This window comes from Streptomyces sp. NPDC002076 (assembly GCF_053593835.1).
The window spans coordinates 1-1,428 of record NZ_JBSFDI010000072.1 but is presented as its reverse complement, the minus strand read 5'-3'; the positions used below and the strand labels follow the sequence as shown (position 1 = coordinate 1,428).

At 66.5% G+C, this 1,428-nt stretch carries 1 protein-coding gene; it reads left to right on the top strand.

Features of this window, described 5'->3' with window-relative positions:
* Nucleotides 1-158 precede the first annotated feature (158 nt).
* On the top strand, nt 159-1,403 hold the full coding sequence (locus ACWCQS_RS46030) for an IS256 family transposase (protein WP_375996626.1): 1,245 nt from the start codon (nt 159-161) through the stop codon (nt 1,401-1,403).
* Nucleotides 1,404-1,428 lie beyond the last annotated feature (25 nt).

Genomic DNA, 1,428 nt, shown 5'->3' with positions numbered 1-1,428 from the left:
GATCGCGTCCCATGAAGTGGTGTAGCCGGGCATGGTCCCGGAACGCGCGGGTGTCTGCCCGGGGCGTGCATCCGCTGACCGTGCGTGCTCCCTGAACAAGGGCAGGCCACCGCGCAAGTCTCCCTGGTGAACGGGCAGTTCGACCAGAGGAGCACGCGATGGCCTTGTCCCAGTCTGAGCTGATGCGGCTGCTTGAGTCACTACGTCGGGCCGATGGAGTTGAAGCAATCAGGGTGGTGTGCGAGCGCATCCTGCAGGAGCTGATCGAGGCCGAGGCCACCGAGATGATCGGTGCCGCGCCACGCGAGCACTCCGAGACGCGCACGACCTGGCGCAACGGACACCGGGAGAGGCTGCTGACCACGCAGGCCGGCGACCTGGACCTGAAGATCCCGAAGGTGCGCAGCGGGTCATTCTTCCCGTCGCTGCTGGAACGCCGGCGGCGGATCGACCGGGCGTTGTTCGCCGTGGTGATGGAGGCATACGTGCACGGTGTCTCGACCCGCTCGGTCGACGACCTGGTCAAAGCACTCGGGGCGGACAGCGGGATATCCAAGTCCGAGGTCTCCCGCATCTGCGGTGAGCTGGAAGAGGAACTGACCGCGTTCAAGGAGCGGCCGCTGGACCACACCGTCTTCCCCTACGTCTTCCTGGACGCCACCTACTGCAAGGCCAGGGTGAATCACCGGATCGTCTCCCAGGCCGTGGTCATCGCCACCGGGATCTCCGCCACCGGGCACCGCGAGATTCTCGGGCTGATGGTCGGCGACAGCGAGTCGAAGCCGTTTTGGACGAAGTTCCTGCGCTCGCTGCGGGCCCGCGGCCTGGAGAACGTCCAGCTGGTCATCTCCGACAGCCACAGCGGTCTGGTGGCCGCGATCCGCACCGTTTTCCTCGGCGCGGCCTGGCAAAGGTGCCGGGTTCACTTCGTCCGGGACGTGTTCTCGGTGATCGAGAGGGGCTCCGGGGAGATGGTCGCCGCGACCATCCGCACCATCTTCGCGCAGACCACCGGCGAGCAGGTGCGCACCCAGCTGAACGTGGTCGCCGACATGCTCGGACGGCAGTTCCCGCAGGTCAAGACGATGCTGCTGGATGCGGCAACAGACATCACCGCGTTCGCCGACTTCCCGCCGGCGCACTGGAAGAAGATCTGGTCGACCAACCCGCTGGAGCGGCTGAACCGGGAGATCAAACGGCGGGCCGACGTCGTCCAGGTCTTCCCCAACCCCGCCGCCCTGGACCGGCTCGCCGCCGCGGTCCTGGCCGAACTCCACGACGAGTGGCAGGTCTTCGACCGCCGCTACCTCTCCGAAGCCTCCATGGCCGAGCTCTTCACCACCAAGCCAACCGAACCCGAACCACAGATCACCCCACAACCGGAACCGAAACAGCTGCCGTGACTACACCACCCCGCGGGACATGACC

Coding starts and splice junctions, on each gene's coding strand:
- ACWCQS_RS46030 (WP_375996626.1), top strand. CDS start 159: ATGGCCTTGTCCCAGTCTGAGCTGATGCGGCTGCTTGAGTCACTACGT.